Annotated in this window: 24 protein-coding genes; 10 read left to right on the forward strand and 14 right to left on the reverse strand. The window is 71.9% G+C overall.

What is annotated here, in order from left to right:
• Positions 1-77: 77 nt before the first annotated feature.
• From hflX to miaA, 6 genes are all read right to left on the reverse strand, one after another.
• Positions 78-1571: a GTPase HflX gene (hflX, locus tag ACFW47_RS18085; RefSeq protein ID WP_386306292.1), complete on the reverse strand. Its 1494-nt coding sequence runs from the start codon at positions 1569-1571 to the stop codon at positions 78-80.
• Positions 1572-1718: 147 nt separating this feature from the next.
• Complete coding sequence (locus tag ACFW47_RS18090; RefSeq protein WP_386306294.1) at positions 1719-3206, reverse strand: M1 family metallopeptidase; 1488 nt, start codon at positions 3204-3206, stop codon at positions 1719-1721.
• A gap of 178 nt (positions 3207-3384) precedes the next feature.
• Positions 3385-5553, reverse strand: coding sequence for a RelA/SpoT family protein (locus ACFW47_RS18095; RefSeq protein WP_386306296.1), 2169 nt, complete (start codon positions 5551-5553; stop codon positions 3385-3387).
• Between the two features lie 216 nt (positions 5554-5769).
• Complete coding sequence (gene dapF, locus ACFW47_RS18100) at positions 5770-6639, reverse strand: diaminopimelate epimerase (protein WP_386306298.1); 870 nt, start codon at positions 6637-6639, stop codon at positions 5770-5772.
• Positions 6640-6799: 160 nt separating this feature from the next.
• The gene (locus ACFW47_RS18105) at positions 6800-7300 is read right to left on the reverse strand and encodes a hypothetical protein (RefSeq protein ID WP_386277199.1); all 501 of its coding nucleotides are present in this window, start codon (positions 7298-7300) and stop codon (positions 6800-6802) included.
• A gap of 107 nt (positions 7301-7407) precedes the next feature.
• Entirely contained in the window at positions 7408-8346 is a 939-nt protein-coding gene (miaA, locus tag ACFW47_RS18110) for a tRNA (adenosine(37)-N6)-dimethylallyltransferase MiaA (RefSeq protein ID WP_386306301.1), read from the reverse strand.
• A gap of 183 nt (positions 8347-8529) precedes the next feature.
• Here miaA and ACFW47_RS18115 point away from each other — a divergent pair, with 183 nt between their 5' ends.
• Positions 8530-8802, forward strand: coding sequence for a hypothetical protein (locus tag ACFW47_RS18115; RefSeq protein WP_386306303.1), 273 nt, complete (start codon positions 8530-8532; stop codon positions 8800-8802).
• 24 nt (positions 8803-8826) lie between these two features.
• The gene (locus ACFW47_RS18120) at positions 8827-9120 is read left to right on the forward strand and encodes an antitoxin (protein WP_386277081.1); all 294 of its coding nucleotides are present in this window, start codon (positions 8827-8829) and stop codon (positions 9118-9120) included.
• 127 nt (positions 9121-9247) lie between these two features.
• On the opposite strand, the gene ACFW47_RS18125 is transcribed toward ACFW47_RS18120, so the two are convergent.
• The 4 genes from ACFW47_RS18125 to ACFW47_RS18140 all read right to left on the reverse strand — a co-directional run bounded on the left by ACFW47_RS18125 (position 9248) and on the right by ACFW47_RS18140 (position 13367).
• A complete protein-coding gene (locus ACFW47_RS18125; RefSeq protein WP_386306305.1) occupies positions 9248-9970 on the reverse strand; it encodes a class III extradiol dioxygenase subunit B-like domain-containing protein in 723 nt (240 codons plus the stop codon).
• A 49-nt stretch (positions 9971-10019) separates the two neighbouring features.
• Positions 10020-11537, reverse strand: a complete 1518-nt coding sequence (gene miaB / locus ACFW47_RS18130) for a tRNA (N6-isopentenyl adenosine(37)-C2)-methylthiotransferase MiaB (protein WP_386306307.1) — start codon at positions 11535-11537, stop codon at positions 10020-10022.
• A gap of 94 nt (positions 11538-11631) precedes the next feature.
• Entirely contained in the window at positions 11632-12294 is a 663-nt protein-coding gene (locus tag ACFW47_RS18135) for a response regulator transcription factor (protein WP_217246314.1), read from the reverse strand.
• Positions 12291-13367 carry a sensor histidine kinase gene (locus tag ACFW47_RS18140; RefSeq protein WP_386306309.1) on the reverse strand — a complete coding sequence of 359 codons (1077 nt, stop codon included), beginning with the start codon at positions 13365-13367 and terminating at the stop codon, positions 12291-12293. Before ACFW47_RS18140 ends, ACFW47_RS18135 begins: the two co-directional genes overlap by 4 nt.
• Before the next feature lie 198 nt (positions 13368-13565).
• On the opposite strand from ACFW47_RS18140, the gene ACFW47_RS18145 reads away from it, so the two are divergent.
• Both ACFW47_RS18145 and ACFW47_RS18150 read left to right on the forward strand, forming a co-directional pair.
• Positions 13566-14051, forward strand: coding sequence for a cation:proton antiporter regulatory subunit (locus ACFW47_RS18145; RefSeq protein WP_073731731.1), 486 nt, complete (start codon positions 13566-13568; stop codon positions 14049-14051).
• 4 nt (positions 14052-14055) lie between these two features.
• Complete coding sequence (locus ACFW47_RS18150; RefSeq protein WP_386277091.1) at positions 14056-15306, forward strand: cation:proton antiporter; 1251 nt, start codon at positions 14056-14058, stop codon at positions 15304-15306.
• Between the two features lie 89 nt (positions 15307-15395).
• On the opposite strand, the gene ACFW47_RS18155 is transcribed toward ACFW47_RS18150, so the two are convergent.
• Positions 15396-15824 carry a MazG nucleotide pyrophosphohydrolase domain-containing protein gene (locus ACFW47_RS18155; RefSeq protein ID WP_386277094.1) on the reverse strand — a complete coding sequence of 143 codons (429 nt, stop codon included), beginning with the start codon at positions 15822-15824 and terminating at the stop codon, positions 15396-15398.
• A 109-nt stretch (positions 15825-15933) separates the two neighbouring features.
• Here ACFW47_RS18155 and ACFW47_RS18160 point away from each other — a divergent pair, with 109 nt between their 5' ends.
• Positions 15934-16929, forward strand: a complete 996-nt coding sequence (locus ACFW47_RS18160) for a TAXI family TRAP transporter solute-binding subunit (RefSeq protein ID WP_386277096.1) — start codon at positions 15934-15936, stop codon at positions 16927-16929.
• Here the strand turns inward: ACFW47_RS18160 and ACFW47_RS18165 are convergent.
• Both ACFW47_RS18165 and ACFW47_RS18170 read right to left on the reverse strand, forming a co-directional pair.
• Positions 16908-18350: an ATP-binding protein gene (locus ACFW47_RS18165; RefSeq protein ID WP_386277098.1), complete on the reverse strand. Its 1443-nt coding sequence runs from the start codon at positions 18348-18350 to the stop codon at positions 16908-16910. The genes ACFW47_RS18160 and ACFW47_RS18165 overlap by 22 nt on opposite strands.
• 9 nt (positions 18351-18359) lie before the next feature.
• Entirely contained in the window at positions 18360-19046 is a 687-nt protein-coding gene (locus ACFW47_RS18170) for a response regulator transcription factor (protein ID WP_217246308.1), read from the reverse strand.
• Positions 19047-19364: 318 nt separating this feature from the next.
• Here ACFW47_RS18170 and ACFW47_RS18175 point away from each other — a divergent pair, with 318 nt between their 5' ends.
• The 5 genes from ACFW47_RS18175 (at position 19365) to ACFW47_RS18195 (ending at position 24540) form a co-directional block, all read left to right on the forward strand.
• Positions 19365-20141 carry an amino acid ABC transporter ATP-binding protein gene (locus ACFW47_RS18175; RefSeq protein ID WP_386277101.1) on the forward strand — a complete coding sequence of 259 codons (777 nt, stop codon included), beginning with the start codon at positions 19365-19367 and terminating at the stop codon, positions 20139-20141.
• A gap of 112 nt (positions 20142-20253) precedes the next feature.
• Positions 20254-21087, forward strand: coding sequence for a glutamate ABC transporter substrate-binding protein (locus tag ACFW47_RS18180; RefSeq protein WP_386277103.1), 834 nt, complete (start codon positions 20254-20256; stop codon positions 21085-21087).
• An 84-nt stretch (positions 21088-21171) separates the two neighbouring features.
• Positions 21172-21840, forward strand: a complete 669-nt coding sequence (locus ACFW47_RS18185; RefSeq protein WP_386277105.1) for an amino acid ABC transporter permease — start codon at positions 21172-21174, stop codon at positions 21838-21840.
• Positions 21837-22736 (forward strand): amino acid ABC transporter permease, encoded by a 900-nt coding sequence (locus tag ACFW47_RS18190; protein WP_386277107.1) that lies wholly within the window; start codon positions 21837-21839, stop codon positions 22734-22736. Before ACFW47_RS18185 ends, ACFW47_RS18190 begins: the two co-directional genes overlap by 4 nt.
• A 175-nt stretch (positions 22737-22911) precedes the next feature.
• Entirely contained in the window at positions 22912-24540 is a 1629-nt protein-coding gene (locus ACFW47_RS18195) for an FAD-dependent monooxygenase (RefSeq protein WP_386277201.1), read from the forward strand.
• 32 nt (positions 24541-24572) lie between these two features.
• Here the strand turns inward: ACFW47_RS18195 and recX are convergent, their stop codons facing one another.
• Entirely contained in the window at positions 24573-25307 is a 735-nt protein-coding gene (gene recX / locus ACFW47_RS18200; protein ID WP_386277109.1) for a recombination regulator RecX, read from the reverse strand.
• Position 25308 lies beyond the last annotated feature (1 nt).

The raw sequence follows: 25308 nt of genomic DNA on the forward strand, positions 1-25308 counted from the left end.
CAGTGATCAGCACATGACGAGGGCCCGTCCCCTGCCAGGCAGGGGCGGGCCCTCGGTCGTCGTACCGTGCCGGAACCTCAGGCGAGCGGCGCGGGAACGTACGGCGTGAGCTCCGCCGCCAGTTCCTCGTGCACGCGCACCTTGAGCAGGGTGCCCTCCGGGGTGTGCTCCTCGGAGATCACCTCACCCTCGTCATGGGCGCGGGCGACCAGCTTGCCGTGGGTGTACGGCACGAGCGCCTCGATCTCGACCGACGGGCGCGGCAGATCGTTGTCGATCAGGGCGAGCAGCTCGTCGATGCCCTGGCCGGTGCGTGCCGAGACCGCGATGGACCGCTTCTCGACCCGCAGCAGCCGCTGGAGCACCAGCGGGTCGGCCATGTCGGCCTTGTTGACCACGACGATCTCGGGTACGTCGGTGGCGCCGACGTCCCTGATCACCTCGCGCACGGCGGCCAGCTGCTCCTCCGGAGCCGGGTGCGAACCGTCCACCACGTGGAGGATCAGGTCGGAGTCGCCGACCTCCTCCATCGTGGAGCGGAACGCCTCGACCAGGTGGTGCGGGAGGTGCCGGACGAAGCCGACGGTGTCCGCCAGCGTGTACAGGCGGCCGCTCGGCGTCTCGGCGCGGCGCACGGTCGGGTCGAGGGTGGCGAACAGCGCGTTCTCCACCAGCACTCCCGCGCCCGTGAGGCGGTTCAGCAGCGAGGACTTGCCGGCGTTGGTGTAGCCCGCGATGGCCACGGACGGCACCTTGTGACGCCGGCGCTCCTGGCGCTTGATCTCGCGGCCGGTCTTCATCTCCGCGATCTCCCGGCGCATCTTCGCCATCTTCTCGCGGATCCGGCGCCGGTCCGTCTCGATCTTGGTCTCACCGGGACCACGGGTGGCGAGGCCGCCGCCCTTGCCGCCGCCCATCTGCCGGGACAGCGACTGACCCCAGCCGCGCAGCCTCGGCAGCATGTACTGCATCTGCGCGAGCGCTACCTGCGCCTTGCCCTCTCGGGACTTGGCGTGCTGGGCGAAGATGTCCAGGATCAGGGCCGTGCGGTCGATGACCTTGACCTTGACGACGTCCTCGAGGTGGATCAGCTGGCCCGGGCTGAGCTCACCGTCGCAGATGACGGTGTCCGCGCCCGTTTCGAGGACGACGTCCCGCAGCTCCTCGGCCTTGCCGGAGCCGATGTAGGTGGCGGCGTCGGGCTTGTCGCGGCGCTGGACGACGCCGTCGAGCACGAGCGCACCGGCGGTCTCCGCGAGGGCGGCCAGCTCGGCAAGCGAGTTCTCCGCGTCCTGCACGGTGCCCGAGGTCCAGACGCCGACGAGGACGACCCGCTCCAGGCGGAGCTGGCGGTACTCGACCTCGGTGACGTCCTCGAGTTCGGTGGAGAGGCCCGCCACCCGGCGCAGAGCCGCGCGGTCGGAGCGGTCGAACTGCTCGCCGTCCCACTCCGAGTCGATCTCGTGGCTCCAGGCGACGTCCTCTTCCATCAGGGCATCGGCCCGAAGGCCCTCGGGGTAGGTCTGCGCGAGACGCTTGGTGTCCTGGGAAGGGGAAGAAGAGGAGGTCATTGGATCCTTACGTAGCTGGGGAAACGAATCGCGCGGCGATGCTGCTGCGACACTCTTCACAACGCACGAACCACCGGGGAGATTCCCGCGGCCCGTACCGCGCCGTCCCCAAGATGGTCGCACGGCACGGGCCGTCTCGTCATCGGCTTATTCCCCGGCCACCGGCTTCCAGTCGGGGTGTCCGGGCATCGGCGGGGTCTTCGCTCCGTACAGCCAGCCGTGGAGGAAGTCGCCCAGGTCGCGGCCGGCGGTCTCGGAGGCGAGCCGGACGAAGTCGGCGGTCGTCGCCGTGCCGTCCCGGTGGCGGGTGACCCAGGCCCGCTCCAGGCGCTCGAAGGCGGGGCGGCCGATCTCCTGGCGCAGGGCGTAGAGGACGAGGGCCGCGCCGTCGTAGACGTTGGCGCGGAAGATGCCGGTCTTGCTGCCTGAAGTGGGCGGCTTCGGGGCGGCGGGCGGTCCGCCCTTGGCGCGCCAGCCGTCGGAGGCGCCGTAGGCGGCCCTCATCCGTGCCTGAAGGGGCTTGTCGGCCGTCTCCTCCGCGTAGAGGGCCTCGTACCAGGTGGCGTGGCCCTCGTTGAGCCACAGGTCGGACCAGGTGGCCGGGCCGACACTGTTGCCGAACCACTGGTGGGCCAGCTCGTGCACCATGATCGACTCGACGTACCACTTCGGGTAGCCCGGCTCGGTGAACAGCTCCCGTTCGAACAGGGAGAGCGTCTGGGTCTCCAGCTCGTAGCCGGTGGTGGCGTCGGCCATGAGCAGCCCGTAGGTCTCGAAGGGGTAGCGCCCGACCTTCTCCTCCATCCAGGCGATCTGGTCAGGCGTCTTCTCCAGCCACGGTTCGAGCGCCGCGCGGTGCTCGGTCGGCACGACGTCCCGTACGGGCAGCCCGTGCGGGCCGGTGCGGTGCAGCACCGTGGAGCGGCCGATGGACACCTGAGCCAGTTCGGTGGCCATGGGGTGCGCGGTCCGGTACGTCCACGTGGTGGTTCCGTCCGTCCGGTCGACGCCCGTCGGCAGGCCGTTCGCGACGGCGGTGAGGCCTTCCGGGGCGGTGACGCGGAAGGTGAAGCTCGCCTTGTCGGAGGGGTGGTCGTTGCAGGGGAACACCAGGTGGGCGACGTCCGCCTGGTTGGCCATGGCGAGCCCGTCCGAGGTGCGCACCCAGCCGCCCTCGCGGTCCTCCGGGTACACCGGGTCGCTGGTGTGCCGCACGGTGATCCGCGTCCACTCGTCCTCGTCGAGCGGGTCCTCGGGCGTGACGACGAGGTCCTCACCGGCGGTGGCGAAGGCCGCGGGCTCACCGTCGACCTCGACGGAGTCGACCTTGCCGTGGGCGAAGTCGAGGTTGACCCGGTCCAGGCCGGCCGTCGTCCGGGCGTCGATGACGGTGACGGCCTGCAACGGCTCGCTGTTGCTGCCGGAGTAGGTGAAGGAGAGGTCGTACGCCACCACGTCGTACCCGGGGTTGCCCAGGTGCGGGTAGAGGCGGTCGCCGACGCCCAGGGGGGTCGGCGGGGCGCTCGCGGCGACCAGGCATACGGAGACTGCCGAGGCGAGCAGCGCGGCGGCCCTGAGCCGACGGCGGGCTCGCGCGCGGGGGCGGGAAGCCGGGGGGTGCGGGGTGTGCAGCATGCCCCACGGCTATCAGCGCACACCCTGGCCGCGACGCCGACGCGCGCCCGGGGCACCCGAACGGGTGCGTTCCGGCCGGGGGGCGGAGATGCCGACCCGGCGGCGCCGGGGGGAACGGCGAGGCGATGGCCGACCGTGCGGGCACGCCCCGGCCGTCGGCCGGTCGGGGCGGTGCGGCTCAGACCGCCGTGGTCTGCGGCTGCGCCCGGCTCACGTCGTACACCCCGGGCACGTCCCGCATCGCGCGCATGAGGCCGGGCAGCCGTGCCGCGTCGGGCAGCAGGACGGTGTAGGTGTGGCGGACCCGCTGCCGGTCGGGCGGCTCGATGGTCGCGGAGACGATCTCGGCGCCTTCGACGGCCATCGCCTCGGTGAGATCGGCCAGCAGATGCGGCCGGCCGAACGATTCGGCGAGCAGGGTGACCCGGCACTGGCTGCTCTCCCCCCAGCGCACGCCGATCTCCGGTCGCCCCGCGCCCTTCATGCGCGCCACCACGGCGCACTCCGCGCGGTGCACGGTCACCACTCCCCCGCGCACGGCGAAACCGGTGATCTCGTCGGGCGGTACGGGAGTGCAGCAGCCGGCCAGCCGTACGGCCGCCCCCGGCCGGTCGGCGAGGACGTCGGCGGAGGCGGGGCGGGGTGCCGGTCCGTCGGACGCCGGGCGGGCGGCGGGTGCGTCACCGGTCGGAGAGGTGCGGGGCGCGTCCGCCGGTTCGGCGGACGTCTGCTCCGGGCGGGCCGCGAGCCGGCGTTGGATGGCGATCCGCGCGGCCGGTGTGCGGGCGTGCTCCAGCCACTCCCTGGAGGGCTCGGAGGCGGGGTCCTGCCCCATCAGGAGCTGCACGGTGTCGCCGTCCCGCAGCACCGTGCTCATGGTCGCCAGACGGCCGTTGACCCGCGCGCCCATGGCCGCGTGCGCGTCCTCGCCGTACTGGGCGTAGGCGGCGTCCACGCAGGTCGCGCCGTCGGGCAGGCCGAGGGTGCCGCCGTCGGGGCGGAAGACGGTGATCTCACGGTCCTGGGCGAGGTCCTCGCGGAGGGTGGACCAGAAGGTGTCCGGGTCGGGAGCGCCGCGCTGCCAGTCGAGCAGCCGCGACAGCCAGCCGGGCCGGGTCGGGTCGGCACGCTCCCCGTCGCCCGTGCTCTGGTCCTCCGTCGGCTGGGCGTAGGGGTTGCCGAGGGCGACGACGCCGGCCTCGGCGACCTTGTGCATCTGGTGGGTGCGGACGAGGACCTCGACGACCTGGCCGTCCTGCGGGCGGGCGAGGGCGGTGTGCAGCGACTGGTACAGGTTGAACTTGGGTACGGCGATGAAGTCCTTGAACTCCGAGACCACCGGGGTCATGCAGGTGTGCAGTTCACCGAGGACGGCGTAGCAGTCGGCGTCGTCCTGCACCAGCACCAGGAGGCGGCCGAAGTCGGCGCCGCGCAGCGGGTCGCGTTTGCGGGAGACGCGGTGCAGGGAGACGAAGTGGCGGGGCCGGATGAGGACTTCGGCGTTGATGTCGGCCTCGCGCAGCACTTCGCGCACGTCCTCGGCGACCTCGGCCAGCGGGTCGTGGGCGCGGGCGGCGTTCGCGGCGACGAGCTCACGCGTGTGCTCGTACTCCTCGGGGTGCATGACCGCGAAGACCAGGTCCTCGAGCTCGGACTTGAGCGCCTGGACGCCGAGCCGTTCGGCGAGCGGGATGAGGACGTCGCGGGTGACCTTGGCGATGCGCTCCTGCTTCTCGCGGCGCATGACGCCGAGGGTGCGCATGTTGTGCAGCCGGTCGGCGAGTTTGATCGACATCACGCGGACGTCGTTGCCGGTGGCGAGGAGCATCTTGCGGAAGGTCTCGGGCTCGGCGGCGGCGCCGTAGTCGACCTTCTCCAGTTTGGTGACGCCGTCGACGAGGTAGCGGACCTCCGCGCCGAACTCCTCGCCGACCTGGTCCAGGGTGACGTCGGTGTCCTCGACGGTGTCGTGGAGGAGGGACGCGGTCAGGGTGGTGGTCTCGGCGCCTAGCTCGGCGAGGATCAGGGTGACGGCGAGGGGGTGGGTGATGTACGGCTCGCCGCTCTTGCGCATCTGCCCGCGGTGCGAGGACTCGGCCAGCACGTAGGCGCGGCGGAGCGGGTCGAGGTCGGCGTCGGGGTGGTGGGCGCGGTGTGCCTCGACGACGTGGCCGATGGCGTCGGGCAGCCGGCCACGGGCGGTGGAGCCGAGCAGTGCGGCGCGGCCCAGGCGGCGCAGGTCGATCCGGGGGCGGGCCTTCCTGCGGGGCGCGGACGGAGCGACGGCGCCGGTGGTCGCGGGCGGCACCGGTCCCGGGCTCGCTGGATTCACGGCCTCCGCGTTCATGGGCACCTCCGGCTGCGTGGACCGGCGGACGGGGCATCCCGGGGCGGACGCGGCTCAAGGGATGGTGTCGTTCCCCCGTCCGGGCCGGTGCTTGATGCTATCGAGCCCATCATGTGCGGCCGACCGCCTCTCGCGGAGCGTGAAACGGATCACCCATTCGAGCGATGGACCGAGGGTTTACGTTTTCGCACTGAGTGTCATGGACCGGGCTGTGGTTCAGGCGAGCACCCCCTCGAGCCATTCCGCGTCGAACTCGCCCTCGGCGACGATCACCGCGGGTCCGGTCATCTCGATCTCGCCGTCGGGGTGCTCGGTGATCACCAGAGTGCCGCCCGGCACGTCGACCGTGTACGTCACCGGGGTGCCCGTGACGGCCGGGTCGGCGCCGTCCCGGCGGGCGGTGGCGACGGCGACGGCGCAGGCGCCGGTACCGCAGGAACGGGTCTCCCCGGAGCCGCGCTCGTGCACGCGCATGGCGACGTGGCGCGGGCCGCGGTCGACGACGAACTCGACGTTCACCCCGTCCGGGTAGGCGGTGGCCGGCCGGAACGGCGGCGCGGTGTACAGGTCGCCCGCGTGGTCGAGGTCGGCGACGAAAGCCACCGCGTGCGGGTTGCCCATGTTCACGTTCCGCGCGGGCCAGCCGCGCTCGCCGACGCTCACCTCGACGTCGCCCTCGGGGAGCAGCGCGCGGCCCATGCCGACGGTGACGTCTCCGTTCTTGGCGAGGTGGACGGTCTTCACGCCGCCGCGCGTGGCGACGGCGAGGTCTCCCTCGGTGGCGTACCCGGCGCGCTGGAGGTAGCGGGCGAAGACGCGTACGCCGTTGCCGCACATCTCGGCGACCGAGCCGTCGCCGTTGCGGTAGTCCATGAACCACTCCGCCTCGGCCGCCATGTGCCGGGCCTCTGGGTGCGCAGCGGACCGCACGACGTGCAGCAGACCGTCTCCGCCGATGCCCGCGCGGCGGTCGCACAGGGCGGCTGCGGCAGCGGGGGGCAGTTCGACGGCGTTCTCCGGGTCCGGGACGATCACGAAGTCGTTCTCGGTGCCGTGGCCCTTGAGGAAGGCGATCCGCGTGCTCATTCCTCGATCGTACGGGGTGGGCGCGGCGTGCCGTCGTGGGCGGGCGCCTGGGCACGGTCCGGCCGGGTGGCGGTGGACCCGGATCGATGGGGCCGGGTGGCGGTGGACCCGGGTCAGTGGGGCCGGTGGGCCCGTGTCCCGTGTGCCGGTGAGCTCCTGTTCACCCGCGCAGACGGGCGACCCGCCACACGGCCAGGACGACGACGGCGGCGACCGCCAGGGCGTACACGAGGATCATCCGCCAGTCGGCACGGCGTCCCGAGCCGCGCTGCGGCAGCCCCGGCAGGCTGTAGCCGACGCGGCGGGCGGCCATCATGCCCCAGCCGGCCGCGCAGGAGCAGATCAGCAGACCCAGCATCGCGATCACGGCACCGCTGTCGCCGAAGTCGAAGGCGAGCGGGAAGGCGAACATCAGGGAGCCGACCGCGGCCAGGCCCACGATGGGCGCGAGCTGCCAGATGCGCAGCCGTCGCTGCGGGCGCAGCTCGACCTCGACCTCGTCGCCGTACATCTCGGCGGGTTCGGGGCCGTCCGTCGTCACGCCCTCCGGCGCCTCGTCGGGGCCGTCGGGGCTCAGGGCGGCTCCGTCCGGCTCCGGGCCGCCGCCGTCGGCGGCGCCGTGCTCGGTGCTCGGTGCGGTGTCGCGAGGGCCGGCCTCCATCGCCACGCGCCCTCCCAACTAGGACTCACTCGGTCGATCGAAGCTCGATGATGGCACGCCGTCGAAGGCCCGGATGACGGCCGGGGCGTCCCGATGCCATCACGTGATCAGGCTGTAACCGGTCGTTCGACCAACGACAGCGCGAGCTGCGGAAGTTCCGTGCGATCCGCCACAGCCCCACTCAACCAGTGCACCCGCGGGTCGCGCCTGAACCATGAATCCTGGCGGCGCGCGAAGCGTTTGGTGGCACGGACGGTCTCGCTCCGCGCCTCCTCCATGGTGCACTCGCCGGCGAGCGCCGCGAGCACCTGCTGGTAGCCGAGCGCGCGCGACGCCGTACGCCCCCCGCGCAGCCCACGCGCCTCCAGGGACCGCACCTCGTCCACCAGACCGTCCTCCCACATCCGGTCGACGCGGCGGGCGATGCGCTCGTCCAGCTCGGGGCGCGCCACGTCCACGCCGATCTGGACCGTGTCGTAGACGGAGTCGTGTCCGGGGAGGTTGGCGGTGAAGGGCCTGCCGGTGATCTCGATCACCTCGAGGGCTCGTACGATCCGGCGTCCGTTGCTGGGCAGGATGGCCCGGCCCGCCTCCGGGTCGGCCGCGGCCAGCCGGGCGTGCAGCGCGCCCGGACCGTGCACGGCGAGCTCCTCCTCCAGCCGGGCCCTGACCTCGGGGTCGGTACCGGGGAACTCCAGGTTGTCGACGGCCCCGCGGACGTACAGGCCGGAGCCGCCGACGAGGACCGGCCAGCGCCCCTCGGCGAGCAGCGCGTCGATCCGCTCGCGGGCCAGCCGCTGGTACTCGGCGACGGAGGCCGTGACCGTCACGTCCCAGATGTCGAGCAGATGGTGCGGGATTCCGCCGCGCTCGTCCGGCGTCAGCTTCGCGGTGCCGATGTCCATCCCGCGGTAGAGCTGCATGGAGTCGGCGTTGACGACCTCGCCGCCGAGCCGCTGGGCCAGGAATACGCCCAGATCGGACTTTCCGGCTGCGGTGGGTCCGACTACGGCGATGACGCGGGGGGCGGAGGGTGTGCTGCTCACCGCACCAGTCTCCCAAACCTCTCGCCCTGCCCTCGAACGAGTTACGTGACGGCGCGGGACCGGAGTCGTTGCCCGTTGCGAAGTCCCCGCTCCCCGGGCCACCGGGGCCACGGCCCCGGCCGCGCAAACGGACGCACCGGATGCCGCGGGATTTCGCCCGCACGAGTAACGTATGGAGTTGATATGGGCGTTTTTGCACGGCTTCTTCGGAGGTCGAAGACCACCGAGGAGGCGTCGGCCGAGGAGGCACGGACCGGCACCCCGGACACCGGGCGGGCTGCGGCGGAGACGGCACCGGCCGGGGAGACGGCCGATTCCGGCCCCCGGAACGCGCCGGACTCCGCGGAGGCCGACGAGCCCGCCGAGGCCGCCGACGCGGAGGGCGTCGGCATCCCCAAGCAGCAGTCCGCCGGGGAGGCCGTCGACAACGAGGCCGACAAGGGCGCCCGCACCTGACCGCCCCGTGAGGGAAGGCGAACCATGGGTCTGATGGACAACTTGAAGGCCAGACTGGGACCGGCGAAGGGCAAGGTCTCCGACCTCGCGCAGCAGCACGGGGACAAGATCGATCGCGGTCTCGACAAGGTGGCGAGGACCGTCGACGAGAGGACCAAGGGCAAGTACAGCGACCGGATCCAGACGGGCACCGGCAAGGCCAAGGGCGCCATGGAACGCCTCGCCCACAAGGACGACGACGGCCCGCCCGGAGGCGGAGGCACACCGGGAACCACCCCGGGCGGCCCCCCGCCCGCCGGTCCCCCGCCGGCTTCCTGAGAGTCATCCGTCGCCGCGCGGACGGCCGCACGCGCGTCGGCAGACGGTCACGAGCCACCCGGCTCCGGGCCGTCCGCCGGCGCGCGTGCGGCCGGTCGCGGCGGACGCGACCAGGCGACGGCCGCCGCTACGACCAGGCCGCCGCCACGTACCCCACCCCGTACGGCGCGTCCTCGTACAGCAGCGCTCCCGCGAGGCCCGCGTCCTCGGCCGCGCCCGCGAGGACCTGCCACGGTGCCCTGCCGGATGCCTTCAGCTCGCGCGACAGCGACACGTCCAGCGCCGTCAGGGCAGCCGTGTCCGCCGTCGCCAGCGCCCGCGCGACCTCGGCGTCGAAGGGCGCCGCCCGTTCGTCGAGGTAACCGGGGGCCTTGAGGGTGCGGCACGCACTGGCGTCGCCCAGCACCAGCAGCGCGAGCCGTCCGGGCCGGGCGGCGAGGTCCCGTCCGACGGCGGCACAGCGCTCGGCGGGCAGTCCCTCCCCCACGCCGACCCCTTCGACGGGGCTGTCGGCCCATCCGGCGCGCCCGAGCAGCCAGGCACCGACGGCCAGCCCGTACGGCAGCTCGTGTCCGGTCCCCTCCGTCCCGAGGCCACGCCCAGTGCCCAGGCGGACGTCCACGCCCACCCCGAAACCCCGGAAGGACCCCGGGGTGCCCTGCGGATAGATCTCGGGCCCGGCGTCGTCGGCGGGCCCGACGACCACCAGCCGGTCGGGCCGCGCGGCGGCGAGCACGCCCAACGCGTCCGTGCACGCGGCACGCGCGGCATCCAGCTCGGGTGCGGCGCCCGCGGCGATCTGCGGCACGAGGAGCGGCGGGCAGGGACAGACGGCGGCTGCGACAAGCATGATCGGCAGCGTATCCCCGGACCGCCCGCCGCAACCGCACGCCCTGCGGTCAGTCGCAGCCGCAGCCGCTCGCCACGGCCGGCTGGGGCTCGGGGACACCGATCTTCGGCAGGCCCAGCATCACGCCGGCGGGCTTGGCCTGCTCGGCCGCGTTGCGCTTCTCCCAGGCGTCGCCCGCGCGGGTGCGGCGAACGCCGAGCACCGCGCCCTCGGCGAGGAGGTGGTGCGGGGCGGCATAGGTGACCTCGACGGTCACCACGTCGCCCGGGCGGACCTCCTGGTCGGGCTTGGTGAAGTGCACCAGCCGGTTGTCCGGGGCGCGGCCGGAGAGGCGGTGGGTGGTGCCGTCCTTGCGGCCCTCGCCCTCGGCGACCATCAGCTCCAGGATGCGGCCGACCTGCTTCTTGTTCTCCTCCCAGGAGATCTCCTCCTGGAGGGCGACGAGACGCTCGTAGCGCTCCTGGACGACCGCCTTGGGGATCTGGCCGTCCATCTCGGCGGCCGGGGTGCCGGGCCGCTTGGAGTACTGGAAGGTGAAGGCCTGGGCGAACCGGGCCTCGCGCACCACGTGCAGGGTCTGCTCGAAGTCCTCCTCGGTCTCGCCGGGGAAGCCCACGATGATGTCGGTGGTGATCGCCGCGTGCGGGATGGCGGCCCGCACCTTCTCGATGATGCCCAGGTAGCGCTCCTGCCGGTAGGAGCGGCGCATCGCCTTCAGCACCGGGTCGGACCCGGACTGGAGCGGCATGTGGAGCTGCGGCATGGCGTTCGGTGTCTCGGCCATGGCGGCGATGACGTCGTCGGTGAAGTCGCGCGGGTGCGGGGAGGTGAAGCGCACGCGCTCCAGGCCGTCGATCTTCCCGCAGGCCCGCAGCAGCTTGCTGAACGCCTCGCGGTCGCCGATGTCGGAGCCGTAGGCGTTGACGTTCTGCCCGAGGAGGGTGATCTCGGAGACGCCCTCGGCGACCAGGGCCTCGACCTCGGCGAGGATGTCGCCGGGGCGACGGTCCTTCTCCTTGCCGCGCAGCGCCGGGACGATGCAGAAGGTGCACGTGTTGTTGCAGCCGACGGAGATGGAGACCCAGGCCGCGTAGGCGCTCTCGCGCCGGGTGGGCAGCGTGGACGGGAACGCCTCCAGCGACTCGGCGATCTCCACCTGCGCCTCCTCCTGGACGCGGGCGCGCTCCAGGAGGACCGGCAGCTTGCCGATGTTGTGCGTGCCGAAGACGACGTCCACCCAGGGCGCCCGCTTCACGATGGTGTCGCGGTCCTTCTGCGCCAGGCAGCCGCCGACCGCGATCTGCATCCCGGGGCGGCTCGCCTTCTTCGGGGCGAGGTGGCCGAGGTTGCCGTACAGCTTGTTGTCGGCGTTCTCCCGGACGGCGCAGGTGTTGAAGACGACGACGTCCGCGTCGCCGTCGGCGCTCTCGGGGGCGCGGACGTAGCCCGCGTCCTCCAGCAGACCGGACAATCGCTCGGAGTCGTGGACGTTCATCTGGCACCCGTAGGTGCGTACTTCATAGGTGCGTGGGCCGCCCACTGACTGGCTCCGGTCGATGCTGCTCATGGCAATAAGGGTAGGCGGTCGGCGGCGGTGTCCCGGGCCGCCTGTGGACAACCGGGGCCACCCCCAGCCGCACAGGTCGAGCGGGTCAGGCAGGTCAGGGTTCGATGAGGCCGGCGCGGATCGCGTACCGGGTGAGCTCCAGACGGTCGCGGACGCCGAGCTTCTGCAGGAGGTTCGCCCGGTGGCGCTCCACGGTCTTGGCACTGATGAACAGCAGCTCGCCGATCTCCTTGGAGGTGTGGCCCTCGGCGACCAGCTTGAGGATCTCCTCCTCGCGTTCGGTGATGGGCCGGTCGGGCAGGCCGCCACCGCCGTGCAGGCGGTCCAGGTACGAGCGGACCAGGGCCCGCTCGGCACCCGGATAGATGAACGGCTCGTCGCGTACGGCCGCCCGGCACGCCTCCACCAGGTCGCGGTCGGCGACGGACTTGAGTACGTAACCGCAGGCTCCGGCCTTGAGCGCCTCGAAGAAGTACTGCTCGTTGTCGTACATGGTCAGGATGAGGATGCGCAGCTCGGGCAGGCGGCGGGAGAGCTCGCGCGCCGCCTGCAGGCCCGTCATGCGGGGCATGGCGACGTCCAGGACGGCGAGGTCGACCTCGGTGGTCCGGGCCGCCGCGACCGCCTCGGCCCCGTCCCCGGCCTCGGCGACGACCGTCAGGTCCGGTTCACCGTCCAGGATGAGCCGGACTCCCCGGCGTACGAGGGTGTGGTCGTCGGCGAGCAGGACGCGGATCGGTGGCCGTGCGGACGTCAAGGGCGGTCTCCGGGGCGGTCTGTATGTCGGCGTGCGGGTCGGACTGTGCAGGGGGCTGCGTCTTCGTCTGTGTGCTGGTCTGCGAGTCGGTCCCTCGGTCGGTCTTCCTGCCGGGCCCCGTCGTCACCTCGGCTCCCGAGCGGGACCGGGACGCGCAGCCGTACCTCGGTGCCGCCGCCAGGAGCCGGTTCCAGGTGGATCTCGGCCCCCACCAGCAGGGCCCGCTCCCGCATGCCGCGGATGCCGGCGCCCTCGGCGGCCGACCCCAGACCGGTGCCGTTGTCGCGGACGAGCAGTTCGACGCCGTCGGGCAGCGGGCGGAGGTGGAGCTCCGCGCGGTCGGCGGCGGCATGGCGGGCGGTGTTGGTCAGGCCCTCCTGGGCGACCCGGTAGATGACGAGTTCCACCTCCGGGGCGAGCGGGGGCGGGTCCCCGGGCACGTGGTGCTGGACGGTGAGACCGTGGTGCGTGAACTCGGCGGCGAGCGAACGCAGCGCGCTGGTGAGACCGAGTTCCTCCAGGACGCCGGGGCGCAGGCGGCGGGCGATGCGGCGGATCTCGTCCAGCCCGGCCCGGGTGGCCTCCTGCGCCAGGGACACCTCCTCGCGCAGCTCCCCGGGCACCCGGTCGGCGACGCGCTTGAGCTGGAGGAGTACGGCGGTGAGGGTCTGGCCGACCTCGTCGTGGAGCTCGCGGGCGATGCGGTGGCGTTCGCGTTCCTGGGCGTGCAGCGCCCGGCCGGCGCCCGCCGCGCGTTCGGCCTGGAGCCGGTCGAGCATCGTGTTGTACGTCGCGATCAGCTCCGCCGCCTCGGCCGGTCCGGCGACCGTCGGACGGGCGCCGGGCACCAGCAGGTCGGCGGTGGCCATCGCGCGCCCCAGCCGTTGCAGCGGGGTGAGTCCTATGCGCAGGACGAACGCGTTCCCGGCCAGCAGCGCCACGAGACCCGCGAGCAGCATCAGGGCTTCGTGCCGCAGGACGGGGGTCGAGACGGTGACCGGACCGAGCAGCAGGGCGGTGGCGACGACCAGGCCCGCGGCGTTGAGTGAGAAGATCCGCCAGAAAAGCGACACGGTCCTCTTCCCGCTCCTCCCGGCCCTCGCGCACGACACCGCCTCGACCAGCTTCGCCGACCGTGCGCGGCTGCGTATATCCGTCACGACACCCATATCGCCACCGTACGTGCGGATGACAGCATGGCGAGGCCGTGAGCACGTCACGCACGTGCGCGAAGTGCGGCAAGGAAAGCAAGACGAATGAGGGGAAGGCTCGTGTCAGCTCCACGCCTGAGGGCGACGCCGCTGCCGGGTATCGGGGTCCAGTACGACCTGGTGACCCGCGAACACCGCCATCTGTCGGTGGTGGCACACCGCGACGGCACCCGGACGGTGAACATGTACCGGGCCGACGACCCCGATTCCTGCGCCCACTCGCTTCGGCTGGCCGGCCCGGAGGCGGGCGCGCTGATCGACGCGCTCAAGCCCTCCCATCACAGCGCGAACCTGCTCTACACCACCGACCTGGGACTGGTCGCCGAGCGGATCGAGGTGGCCGCGACCTCCCGTTGGAACGGCCGGCTGCTGGGCGAGACCTGCATGCGCACCGAGACCGGTGCCTCGATCGTCGCCGTGCTCCGCCGGGCCGAGGCGATTCCGTCGCCGGCGCCGGACTTCCGGCTGGTGGGTGGTGACACGTTGATCGTCATCGGCACCCGTGAGGGCGTCGACGCCGCCGCGGCGATACTCGGGCAGGAGTGAGCCGGTGCACTCCGCGGTTCTGCTGATCGAGTTCGGTTCCATCATTCTGGGGCTCGGGCTGCTGGGCCGGTTCGCCGGCCGCTACCGCCTGTCCCCCATCCCGCTGTACCTGCTGGCCGGTCTGGCGTTCGGCGAGGGCGGGCTGCTGCCGCTGGGCGCGAGCGAGGAGTTCGTGGCCATCGGCGCCGAGATCGGCGTCATCCTGCTGCTGCTGATGCTCGGCCTCGAGTACACGGCGGGCGATCTGGTCACCAACCTGAAGTCCCACTATCCGGCCGGTCTCGTGGACTGCGCGTTCAACGCGGTGCCGGGTGCGGTGGCCGCGCTGCTGCTGGGCTGGGGTCCGGTGGCCGCCGTGGTCCTGGCGGGCGTGACCTGGATCTCGTCGTCCGGTGTCATCGCCAAGGTGCTCGGCGACCTCGGCCGGGTCGGCAACCGCGAGACACCGGTGATCCTGAGCGTGCTGGTCCTGGAGGACCTGGCGATGGCGGTGTACCTGCCGATCGTCACGGCTCTGGTGGCCGGTGCCGGTCTGATGACGGGGAGCATCACGCTGGCGGTCGCGCTCGCGGCGGCCGGGGCGGTGCTGTTCGTGGCGGTGCGTTACGGCCGCCTGATCTCGCGGTTCGTCTCGAGCGACGACCCGGAGAAGCTGCTCCTCGTGGTGCTGGGCCTGACGATCCTGGTCGCCGGTGTCGCGCAGCAGCTCCAGGTGTCGGCGGCGGTGGGCGCCTTCCTGGTGGGCATCGCGCTGTCCGGGGAGGTCGCCGAGGGCGCGCACACGCTGCTGAGCCCGCTGCGTGACCTGTTCGCCGCCGTCTTCTTCGTCTTCTTCGGGCTGCACACCGACCCGGCGAGCATCCCGCCCGTGCTGCTGCCCGCGCTCGCGCTGGCCCTGCTCACCGCGGTGACCAAGATCGCCACCGGTTACTGGGCGGCGCGGCGGGCCGGGATCTCCGTGAAGGGCCGCTGGCGGGCCGGCGGGGCGCTGGTGGCGCGCGGCGAGTTCTCGATCGTCATCGCGGGCCTCGCGGTCTCGGCCGGCATCGAACCGTCCCTGGGCCCGCTGGCCACGGCCTACGTCCTCATCCTGGTCGTCCTCGGCCCGCTCACCGCCCGCTTCACCGAACCGCTGGCCATGCGCCTGTTCCGCCGCCGCGACAATCCCGACCGTCCCGCCGGCTCCGGCGCTCTGCCCGGCGGGGCCGACGGGGCGCCTCGCCCGACGGGGGCGGAGGCGTCGGTGGGCGACTGACGCGGCGGCCTCCGGCGGGCGCTGCACGACGCGACTGGCCCCGGTACCGGTACGCAGGTGCCGGGGCCACCGCACGTCGGGCGCCGGCTTCAGGTGCCCCGCACCTCCCCGGCGACCGCCGCCCGCGGCGTCCATCCCTGTCTGCGCAGGACGCCGGAGACGTCCGGTGCCTCGTAGTGATCGCCCTTGAGTACCTTGCCGTCGGCCCTGCGGCTGATGTGGCCGTCCGGGCCCACCTTGGTCATGTTGGAGCGGTGGATCTCGGCGATCACCTCGTCGAGGTCGATGCCGTGGACGAGGGCCGTGCCGTAGGCGACGTAGACCACGTCGGCGAGCTCGTGCGCGAGCCGGTCCAGCGGTCCCGTCACCGACACCTCGGCGACCTCGGCGGCCTCCTCGGCGAGCAGCTCGCCTCTGTGCGCGGCCAGCTCGGGCGGCACCTCGGCCGGGACGCCGCGGATGTCGAGCCCGAAGGCGTGGTGGAAGGCGCGGACCAGGTCGGCGGGCGAAGAGCTCATACCACCGACTGTAGCGATCACCACTGACAGCCGGCCCCGGGCGTCACGACGCCCCCTCGTGTGAGCACGGCCCTGGTCAGCCGGGGTGCGGGCTGGCAGGATCGCGCACATGTCCTCGCTGTTCTCCCGCATCGGCGGACGCCGCGCCGCCCAGGGCGCGGTCGCCGGTGCCGTCGCCCTCGGGCTGCTGCTGTGGTGGCTGCTGCCCCTGGGCGAGGAGCCGCCGGGCGGGACGATCACGTTCAGCACGGGCACCCGCGCGGGGGTCTACCAGAAGTACGGCGAGCTGCTGCGCACCGAGCTGCGCAAGGACATGCCGGACCTGGACGTACGGCTGATGACGAGCGCGGGCTCCCAGGAGAACGTCGAGCGGGTGGCGTCCGGGGAGGCCGACTTCACGATCGCCGCTGCCGACGCCGTGGAGACGTACAAGCTCGCCGGCCGGCCCGGGGCCGAGGCGCTGCGCGGTGTCACCCGCCTCTACGACGACTACGTGCAGCTCGTGGTGCCCAGCGACTCGGACATCCAGTCCGTCGCCGACCTGCGCGGCAAGCGGGTGGCCATAGGGCCGCCGAACTCGGGCGTCCGGCTGATCGCCACCCGGTTGCTGAAGGCCGTGGGCATCGATCCGGAGACGGACATCAGGCCCAGCGCGGACGGCATCGACACCGGGCCGGGACGGCTGGGCGAGGAGCTGGACGCGTTCTTCTGGTCGGGCGGCGTGCCGACGGACGGGCTGCGGGAGATAGCGGAGACCTCGGCCTTCCGGTTCGTGCCCGTCACCGAGGACCTCGTCACCAAGCTGCACGAGTCCGGCGGCGCGACCCGCTACTACCGCACCACCAACATGCCGGAGTCGGCCTATCCGACCGTGCAGAACGGCGCCGTTGTGCCCACCATGGCGGTGTCCAACCTGCTGGTCACCCGCGCGGACACGGATCCTCGGCTCACCGAGTGGCTGACCAGGACGGTCCTCGACAGCCGCGACGGCATCGGGGCACACGTCCACTCCGCGCAGCTCGTGGACCTGCGCACGGCGATCTACACCGACCCGCTTGAGCTGCACGAGGGCGCCCGTCGCTACTACCGGTCGGTCAAGCCGTAGGACTCCGCCGGCTCCCCGCGGTTGCCCGACCGCGGCACCGTGACCGTCACCGCCAGGCCGTGCGGCTCGTGGTGGGCGAAGGTGATCGAGCCGTCGCCCGCCGCGAGCAGCGCCCGGCAGATGGACAGGCCGAGGCCGGAGCCCTTGATGTTCTGGTGCCGGCCGCTGCGCCAGAAACGGTCCCCCACGCGCGCGAGTTCGTCGTCGGTCAGCCCGGGGCCCTCGTCGGTGACTACGACGGTCGCCGAGTCCCCGGTGGAGGCGACCGTGACGCGTACCGTCTCGTCGGCGGGCGTGAACTTCACCGCGTTGTCGATCACCGCGTCCAGGGCGCTGGAGAGCGCCACCGGGTCGGCCCACCCGGTGGTCGGCGGGCAGTCCCCCACCAGCCGTACGCCCTTGGCCCCGGCCGTCGGTGCCCAGGCGGCCACCCGCTCGGCGGCCAGCGCGCCGATGTCGGTGACCGCCAGGTCCGCCTGTGTGTGCTCGGCCAGTGCCAGGTCGAGCAGGTCGTCCAGGACCCGGGCCAGGCGTTTGCCCTCGGTCTGCACCGAGGCGATCTCCTCGTTGCCCTCGGGCAGCTCCAGGGCGAGCAGTTCGATGCGCAGCAGTAGTGCCGCGAGGGGGTTGCGCAGTTGGTGCGAGGCGTCGGCGACGAAGGCGCGCTGCTGCTCCAGCACGTCCTCCACGTGGTCGGCCATCTCGTTGAACGACCGGGCCAGCCGCCTGAGCTCCGGCGGCCCGCCGGCAGGCGCGACCCGGGACTTGAGCCGTCCGGTGGCGATGTCGTGCGTCGTGGCGTCCAGGACACGCACCGGCCTGAGCACCCAGCCCGTCAGCCGGAGCGCGGCGCCGACGGCGAGCAGCATCGCCGCCGTCTCGCCGGCGGCGATGATCAGCCAGCCGCGCAGGGTGCGCGACGCCATCGAGTCGGTGGGCGACTCGGTGACCACGACGGCGACGACGTCCCCGTCCCGGATGACCGGCGAGGCGACCACCAGGGTGCCGTCCTGCCAGGGCCACACCTGCCGGGGGTCGTGACTGCGGCGGCTGAGCAGTGCCTCGTCGAAGGCTTCGCGCACGTCGCCCGTCTGCGGCAGGAACCAGGTCGTCGGCGCGTTGGCCATCGGGATGTGGTTGCGGTGGAAGACGCCCGCCTTGATGCCGTACACCTCGTGGTAACTGGTCAGCTCGGTCTGCAGGGTCTCCAGGCGCTCGTCCGTGCCGGTGGGGCGGGAGCCGCCCGGTGCCTCCTCGGTGACGAACTGGGCGAGCGCCGCGAAGCGCGCGGTGTCGTCCATACGGTCGATGACGACCTTCTGCTGCTCCGCGCGGGCGACGCTCACGCCCAGGGGCACCCCCAGCGCGAGGAGTACGGCCGCCATCAGGACGATGAGCAGCGGGAGCAGACGTGTGCTCACCCGGCCCCGCTACGCGCCGGGGGCGACGAGGCGGTAGCCGACGCCGCGGACGGTCTCGATGAGCGCCGGCATGCGCAGCTTGGCGCGCAGCGAGGCGACGTGCACCTCCAGGGTGCGCCCGGTGCCCTCCCAGCTGGTGCGCCAGACCTCGCTGATGATCTGCTCCCGGCGGAAGACCACCCCGGGGCGCTGGGCGAGCAGGGCGAGCAGGTCGAACTCCTTGCGGGTGAGCTGGACGGCCGCACCGTCCACGCTGACCTGGCGGGTCGGCAGCTCGATGCGCACGGCTCCCAGACGCACCACGGTCTCGGTGCTCCCCGTGGCGTCCTCGTGGGCGGTGCGCCGGCTGACGGCGTGGATGCGGGCGAGCAGCTCTCCGGTGTCGTAGGGCTTGACCACGTAGTCGTCGGCGCCGAGGTTCAGGCCGTGGATGCGGGAGCGGACGTCGGAGCGGGCGGTGACCATGATGACCGGGGTGGCGGTGAGCTTGCGGATCTTGCCGCAGACCTCGTAGCCGTCCTGGTCGGGCAGGCCGAGGTCGAGCAGGACGACGCCGAAGCAGTCGCCGTCGGGGACAAGCGCCTGGAGCGCCTCCTCGCCGCTGCGCGCGTGGGTGACGTCGAAGCCGTGCCGAGCCAGGATCGCGGACAGGGCGGCGGCCACGTGGTTGTCGTCCTCGACGAGCAGCAGTCTCATCCGGGCTCCCTTCGGTTCATCGGCCGTACGTCTGGAGGGTTGATCGTCATGGTGGGCGGGCATCGGGCGACTGCGGAACCGCAGGCACGCGCGCGTGCGTCCTGTGCAGTGACGCCGATGGAAGGGGACGGCGTCAAGAGGGTTCCGGTTGCGGCCGCTCGAAGTTATCCGGCCGATATGCGCCCTGCTCACAAGTGCTACGACTCGTGTCCGATTGCTATCGGATCGTGATGCTCAGATTCCCCTCAGATGTAGAGACGCAGGTCGATCGGCGTTACTACTGTCCTCCGAAACCGAGGAGGACGGAGTCCGAGAGCGATGACCGAAGTATCGGTGGCCAAGGAAGACAAGGCCTCGACCGGCGAACTGGTCGTCCTGAAGAGTGTCAACAAGCACTTCGGCGCGTTGCACGTGCTCCAGGACATCGACCTGACGATCACCCGCGGCGAGGTCGTCGTGGTCATCGGACCCTCCGGGTCCGGTAAGTCCACCCTGTGCCGCACCATCAACCGCCTGGAGACCATCGACTCGGGTTCGATCGCGATCGACGGCAAGCCCCTGCCCGCCGAGGGCAAGGAGCTCGCCAGGCTGCGGGCCGACGTCGGCATGGTCTTCCAGTCCTTCAATCTCTTCGCGCACAAGACCGTGCTCGAGAACGTCACCCTCGGCCAGCTCAAGGTCCGCAAGGTCGACGCCAAGAAGGCCGAGGAGAAGGCGCGCGCCCTCCTCGACCGGGTCGGCGTGGGCGCCCAGGCGGACAAGTACCCCGCCCAGCTCTCCGGTGGCCAGCAGCAGCGGGTCGCCATCGCGCGGGCGCTGGCCATGGACCCGAAGGTCATGCTCTTCGACGAGCCGACTTCGGCTCTCGACCCCGAGATGATCAACGAGGTCCTGGAGGTCATGAAGCAGCTCGCCGAGGACGGCATGACCATGATCGTGGTCACCCACGAGATGGGCTTCGCCCGGTCGGCGGCCAACCGCGTGGTGTTCATGGCGGACGGCCGGATCGTCGAAGAGGCCACGCCGGACCAGTTCTTCAGCAACCCGCGCAGTGACCGTGCCAAGGACTTCCTGTCGAAGATCCTGCACCACTGACCCGGTGCGGCTCCGGCGCCCCGCGTCACCCGCATCCGATCACCTGAACCTCTGATCGCCCGATCATCCGATCGCCCGATCGCCGTTCGATCACAGCCAAAGGATGTTCATCATGAAGCTCCGCAAGGTCACCGCCGCCTCGGCCACCGTACTCGCCCTCGCCCTGACCGCCACCGCGTGCGGCTCCGACGACGGGGACAGCGGCTCCTCCGGCGGCGGCAAGAAGATCACCATCGGCATCAAGTTCGACCAGCCGGGCCTCGGCCAGAAGACCCCGGACGGCTACGAGGGCTTCGACGTCGACGTCGCCACGTACGTCGCCAAGAAGCTCGGCTACTCCGAGGACCAGATCGAGTGGAAGGAGTCGAAGAGCGCCGACCGCGAGACCATGCTGCAGCGCGGTGACGTGGACTTCATCGCCGCGACGTACTCGATCACCCCCAGCCGCCAGGAGAAGGTCGACTTCGCCGGCCCCTACCTGCTCGCCCACCAGGACGTCCTGCTCCGCGCCGACGACGACAAGATCAAGTCGCCGGAGGACCTGAACGACGCCAAGCTCTGCTCCGTCACCGGTTCGACCTCGGCCCAGAACGTCAAGGACAAGCTGGCCCCCAAGGCGCAGCTGCAGAACTACCCGACGTACTCCGCCTGCCTCACCGGCCTGCAGAACGGCGCCATCGACGCGCTGACCACCGACGACTCGATCCTCGCCGGCTACGCCTCGCAGGACCAGTTCAAGGGCAAGTTCAAGCTCGGCGGCTTCAAGATGACCAACGAGAACTACGGCATCGGCGTCAAGAAGGGCAGCGACCTCAAGGCCAAGATCAACGACGCGCTCGAGGCCATGGTCGCCGACGGTGCCTGGGACAAGGCCGTCAAGGACAACTTCGGCCCGGCCAACTACAAGAACGAGCCGGCGCCGAAGATCGGCGACGTCAAGAGCTGAGGCCGGGCCTGACCAGGTGCGCCGCCCTCCGGAAGGGGCGGCGCGCCCTGGCGGGCGTCCCTACACGCGGAAGCGCGGGAGATCGTGTTCGACTTTCTTCAGGATTACGACCTGGCGGGAGCCATCTGGACGACAGTGCAGCTCGCTGTGCTCTCGGCCGTCGGCTCCCTGATCTGGGGCACCATACTGGCCGCCATGCGGGTCGGCCCGGTGCCGTTGATGCGCGGCTTCGGGACCGCGTACGTGAACATCGTGCGGAACATCCCGCTGACCGTGATCATCCTGTTCGCGTCCCTGGGACTGAACCAGACGCTGCGGATCACGATGGGCGCCGAAGGCGACTTCGAGACGATCAACTTCCGGCTCGCCGTCCTCGGTCTGGTCCTCTACACTGCGGCCTTCGTCTGTGAGGCGCTGCGCTCCGGCATCAACACGGTGCCGGTCGGCCAGGCAGAGGCGGCCAGGGCGATCGGACTCAGTTTCGGTCAGGTGCTGCGCTACGTGGTACTGCCCCAGGCGTTCCGTTCCTCCGTAGGCCCCCTGGCGAACGTACTCATCGCACTCATCAAGAACACCACGGTGGCCGCCGCCATCGGTGTGGCCGAGACGGCGCTGCTGATGAAGGAGATGATCGAGAACGAGGCTCAGCTGCTCCTGATCTCCGCGATCATCGCCCTCGTGTTCGTGGTCCTGACGCTGCCGACCGGCCTGATTCTCGGCTGGGTGGGCAAGAAGGTGGCGGTGAAGCGATGAGCTCCGTTCTCTACGACGCCCAGGGGCCCCGTGCCAAGCGGCGCAACATCCTGCTCACTGTCGCCTTCTTCGCGGCCTTCGCGGCTGTGCTCTGGTGGGTCATCAGCACCCTCGCCGACAAGGGCCAGCTCGACTGGGCCAAGTGGGAGATGTTCTTCACCAGCAGCGAACCCTGGTCGACGTACATCTGGCCGGGTCTGCAGAACACGCTGAAGGCCGCCGCTCTCTCTGTGATCATCGCACTGCCGCTCGGTGCCGTTCTGGGCATCGCCCGGCTGTCGGACCACGCGTGGGTCCGTGTTCCGGCCGCGATCGTGGTCGAGTTCTTCAGGTCCATCCCCGTGCTGGTCCTGATGATCTTCGGTCTCGCCCTGTTCTCCGAGTACACCAGCGTCAGCTCCGACGACCGTCCCCTGTACGCCGTTGTCACGGGCCTGGTGCTCTACAACGCCTCCGTCCTCGCTGAGATCGTCCGTGCGGGCATCCTGGCTCTGCCCAAGGGGCAGGCCGAGGGAGCGAAGGCGATCGGCCTCCGCAAGGGCCAGGTCATGCGGCTGATCCTGCTGCCGCAGGCGGTCACCACGATGCTGCCGGCCATCGTCAGCCAGCTCGTGGTGATCGTGAAGGACACCGCGCTCGGCGGCGCTGTCCTGACCTTCGGCGAGACACTCGCCGCCGCCAACACCATGAGCGCCTACTACGGTGCCAACACCATCGCCAGCTTCACGGTGGTGGCCGTCATCTTCATCGCGATCAACTTCGCCCTCACCAGCTTCGCGAGCTGGCTGGAGCGCCGGCTGCGGCGGGGCAAGAAGTCGACCGGTGCGGTCCTCAAGGCGGACGACGCCGGAATCGCCGGAACGTCGGCGACCGGCGCCGGTGGCGCCAACGCCTGACACTCGGTCACCCCGCATGACACCAACGGAGGCAGTGGCATGATCGCCACTGCCTCCGTCGCTTGACGCAAGCAGCGCCAATGGGTTGCATACGTTCTGTGACCGTGCACCCTGCTCCAACGTCCTGTTCACCTACGTCCCCCGGGACACCGCCACGGGCAGGGGGCGCCGCACCGTGGACCCGGTGATCGTCACCGGAGCGGGGCCCGTCGGGCTCACGCTCGCCCTGGCACTGGCGCGGCAGGAAGTGCCCTGCGTCGTCCTTGACGAAGGGCCGGGCAAGGACGAACCGCGCCCCGCGCGCACCGTCGTCCTGCGCGAGGACACCGTCGCCCTCGTCGAGCGGCTCACCGGAACACGCTTGACGGGGCTGGGTTCCCGTTGGGCCGGATGGCGGTCGATGCGGCGCAAGCAGGTGACGCGCGAGGTCGAATTCGGCGACGCCGACCCCGCGCCGCTGCACATCGCCCAGCACGAACTGACCGGCGTCCTGCGCGCCGCGCTCGCCCGTGAAACGCTCGCGAAGGTCGCCGTCGACAGCCGTCTCGACGGCATCGAGCAGGAGGGTTCCGGCGTCAACGCCCACACCCGCAGGCCCGCCGGCACCTGGTGGCGCGGCAGTTACCTGGTCGGCTGCGACGGCCCCCGCTCCACCGTCCGCAAACTCCAGGACATCCGCTTCCCCGGCCGTACGGCGGTGGAACGATACGCCGTGGCCACGCTGCGTACGGAACTCCCGTGGACCGACGAGGCACTGCTCCACCGGATGCCGCCGTGGCGGACGTCGGGCCCGTCGGCCGGAGAGATCGTCGGCCGCCCCCTGCCGGACGGTGTCTGGCGCCTGGACTGGCTGTTGCCGCCCGGGAAGGACCTGGTCACACCGGAACTGCTGGTGAACCGCGTCCGCGAGACGCTCACCGGCTGGGCCGAGGGGGTGACTCCGTCGTACGAACTCCTCGACACCGGCGTCCACACCGTCCACCACCGGCTGGCCCGCCGCTGGCGGGTGGGACGCGTCTTCCTCGCCGGGGACTCGGCCCACCTCCTGGGCGCGCTGGGCACGCAGGGCCTGGAGGAAGGGCTGCGGGACGCCGACAACCTCGCCTGGAAACTGGCCCTGGCCTGGCATCACGGGCCGCGTGACGCGCTGCTCGACAGTTACCAGGAGGAGCGGCGCGCGGCGATCGCCGCGCGGCTGCGCGCTGCCGACCAGGTGCTCCCGCTGCTGCGTGGCGGCGGGGGCCTGCGTGCCTACGTGCCCGGCTCGTCACGGGGCAATGACGCGCTGCTCGCCGACGGCCACCTGGGGCGCGGTGCCCTGGGCGCGCCGGGAGCGTACGCCGGCTCGCCGCTCATGCCCGGGCAACTCGCGGGAGAGACGGTCGTGGGCACTGCGCCCGGTTCGCCCGTCACCGATGTGCGGGTCACGGCCGAGGACGGCACGTTCGTACGGCTGCGCGACCGGCTCGGGCGCGGGGCGCTGCTGGTGGTGCTGGTCGCGCCGGGTACGGGGGTGTGGGACCGGAAGCACTGGGTGACCGCCGGGATCATGCCCCGGCTGGCGGCCGCGGTGACGGCGCTGCCGCACCGCGCCGAGCTGCTCGTCGCCGAGGCGTACCCGGGTGCCGCGGCCCACACCGTGCTGCTCGTGCGGCCCGACGGTCACCTGGTCTCGGCGCTGGGCGGCGTGCGTCCGGCCGACCTGTACGCAGCGGCGGAGACCGCGCTGGGCGGGCCGGCGGCGAGCGCGACGGCCGCGGAGGACGAGGCGGGGGCGAGCGCGACGGCCGGGTCCCGCCGCTGACCGGCGGGCGCGGTCCGTGTCGATGACTCGGGTCAGAATCCCTCCTCGCCGAGGAACTCCGAGTCCTCGCCCTCCTCCTCCAACGCCTGGCGGACCACCCGCAGGGCCATGCCCTCGGGATAGCCCTTGCGGGCGAGCATGCCCGCGAGGCGGCGCAGTCTCTTGTCGCGGTCGAGGCCCCGGGTGGCGCGCAGCTTCCGGGCGACCAGCTCGCGTGCGGTCTCCTCTTCCTGCTCGGAGTCCAGCTGGGAGACCGCCGCGTCGATGAGCGTGGCGTCCACGCCCTTGGTCCGCAGCTCCCTGGCGAGGGCACGCCGGGCCAGCCCGCGGCCGTGGTGCCGGGACTCCACCCAGGCGTCCGCGAAGGCGCTGTCGTTGATCAGTCCGACCTCCTCGAACCGGGACAGCACCTCCTCGGCGGCCTCGTCGGGGATTTCTCGTTGGCGCAACGCGTCGGCGAGCTGCTTGCGGGTGCGCGGGGTCCCGGTGAGCAGGCGCAGGCAGATCGCCCGTGCCTGCTCCACCGGGTCCCGCGGAGGCTCCGCCTTCTCGGCCCTCGACGAGGAGGTGGCGCCTCCGTCCTCCGTGAACTGCTCCGCGCGCTCGCGCCGCCGCCGTCCGCGCCCGCTGCCCGTCGTCCCCCGGCCCCGTCCGGCCGCGCGGCGCGCCTCGCCGTCACTGTGGCGCGCCTCGCCTCCGCCACCGGCGTCGACGTCGAACGAATCCGTCTCGTACGAGGTCACCGCCCAGTCGGTTCGTCGCGTCACG

This window comes from Streptomyces sp. NPDC058796, assembly GCF_042745235.1.
Taxonomy (GTDB): Bacteria; Actinomycetota; Actinomycetes; order Streptomycetales; family Streptomycetaceae; genus Streptomyces.